Source organism: Endozoicomonas sp. YOMI1, assembly GCF_024606345.1.
Taxonomy (GTDB): Bacteria; Pseudomonadota; Gammaproteobacteria; order Pseudomonadales; family Endozoicomonadaceae; genus Endozoicomonas.
In genome coordinates this window covers 1-1736 of sequence record NZ_JAHHPM010000020.1, presented here as the reverse complement: position 1 = coordinate 1736, position 1736 = coordinate 1, and the positions used below count along the sequence as shown (strand labels likewise).

The 1736-nt window shown below is 51.2% G+C and carries 4 protein-coding genes; all 4 read right to left on the bottom strand.

All coding sequences use genetic code 11. The features are described from left to right. Positions 1 to 113 precede the first annotated feature (113 nt). On the bottom strand, positions 114 to 515 hold the full coding sequence (locus KDK15_RS00815; protein ID WP_257293463.1) for a PIN domain-containing protein: 402 nt from the start codon (positions 513 to 515) through the stop codon (positions 114 to 116). Continuing rightward, a complete protein-coding gene (vapB, locus tag KDK15_RS00810) occupies positions 515 to 736 on the bottom strand; it encodes a type II toxin-antitoxin system VapB family antitoxin (RefSeq protein WP_209202137.1) in 222 nt (73 codons plus the stop codon). The genes KDK15_RS00815 and vapB overlap by 1 nt, the downstream gene beginning before the upstream one ends. Before the next feature lie 62 nt (positions 737 to 798). Then, positions 799 to 1488 carry a hypothetical protein gene (locus KDK15_RS00805; protein WP_257293462.1) on the bottom strand — a complete coding sequence of 230 codons (690 nt, stop codon included), beginning with the start codon at positions 1486 to 1488 and terminating at the stop codon, positions 799 to 801. Positions 1489 to 1509: 21 nt separating this feature from the next. After that, the coding region (locus tag KDK15_RS00800) for a hypothetical protein (RefSeq protein WP_257293461.1) at positions 1510 to 1736 on the bottom strand (227 nt) is incomplete at its 5' end.

The following is a 1736-nucleotide window of genomic DNA, read 5'->3' as shown; positions in this document are numbered from 1 at the left end:
CCAAAAGACCTGCACAGGCCAAGTCTGGCAGGGCTTGTTGCGTTCGTTGCTTTTTATTTCAACTGTCATTATGAGTCAAGCCACAGATCAAATTTTGGCCACAGCACCCTTTTTCAGCCGGGCCAATCGGCAAGTTGCAATCCGGAAACTCTGGAAAATTCCCGCTGATTATGAGTGACCATCACCATCCCCCTGCTTCTGGCATGGCCTGCCAGCAAGGTATCATAAGCACCAATTTGTTGCCCCCTTCTCAATTCCTCTCTGACTTTTGCTGACTCCCGGGCGGCTGCCCCGTCAAAGTCGATCACGTTCACCCCCTCTAAAAAGAACGACAGCTTACTTTCCTTGGCCTGCCTGTGTTCAGGGTCGCCTTTTTCAATGCCGAGCTGCAATTCGTAACAGGAAATGGATGAAACATAGACCTTTCCCTGGTGCTCAATAAACTTATCAATGACCGGGCGATTATGTTTTAAAACCGCAATACAAATGTCGGTATCAACCATGTATTCCGCCATTAAAAGTCCTCCCGATCCTGACAGGCCGGTTGCTCCCGCTCTGGAAAATCATCTATGGGGTCCATCGCCAGAAACTCTTCCCAGTAGTCTTCGATCGGCGTCAGGATGATGGCTTTTCCTTCTTTACGCACCATGACTCGCTTAACCGTATCCGGAAAGGCAAGCTCTTTCGGAATTCTGACAGCCTGCGTTTTATTGTTAAAAAATACGCTGGTCTCCATAATTCACCCCAATGTATATACAGTATGTATATAACATAGGTCGGAAGTGAAAAGCCTGCAAGTTAATACTCAAAATGAATGACGCCCGCCTGTTCCAGCAGGTGCTGAGCCTCATCTTCCGCTTGGTTGATCCACTCATCACAAACCGTATGACAGGCTTTTTTCCAACGGAATACCGTCCGCTCACTCCGTCCCTTGATCTCAAGCCCTACGCGGCCCTTTTTTTCCCTCAAATAGTTATGTTGGAGCTCATACATTAGCCAGAGTCTCAGCAGAACCGGATTACAGCGAAGCGGTTTTGGCAGCCGCTGATCACCTCGTATTTGATGTTGAATCCGCTGCCAGGCGTTAATACGATTCGCCTGATTATCGTCATACCGGATCGTCAGAATGGCAAAAAGTTCCGGCTGCATTCTTTCCCGCAGATCGCCCTTACGAATACCATCGTTACCCAGCCGTTCATCCCGGGTAGTGCGATGCTCTGGAGCAACCACTGTCTTGCGATAACCTGCGTTGATATCCCGCTGCCAGCTGGCGGTTTTTATCATCAGCTCATGCCAACCCGCCTCACGGCCTGCGAGATAAACCGCCCGGTGGCTCCAGCCGTGATGAGCGGATTGACTGGCATGCTCATTGGCTTCCCGCCAGGCTTTGGCCAGCCTGGGCAACCCAAGTTCTTCCGGCATCGGCTGGCACAGCTTGCGAAATTCTGCCGAGCACTTGCCGAGCATCTTCCGAGCGCTTTCCAACAAAGCTTCGGTCTGCTTCGAGCCCTAATCACTGGCTTTCGCAACTGCCCTCTCGATAACGGGTAGCACTCCGGGCAAGTCTTCCAGCAGCATCTGTGGCAGTTTCACCAACAGCTTCAGGCGAGCATCAATCTGGGTGATATTGTCCACAGGGTTGTGTTCCATAAACTGCGGAATGCAGATGTACTGGCACTGCTCAGAGGCCAACAGGAAACCGCTCGTCGTTAGCTCGGCAATCGCTCGTTCAACGC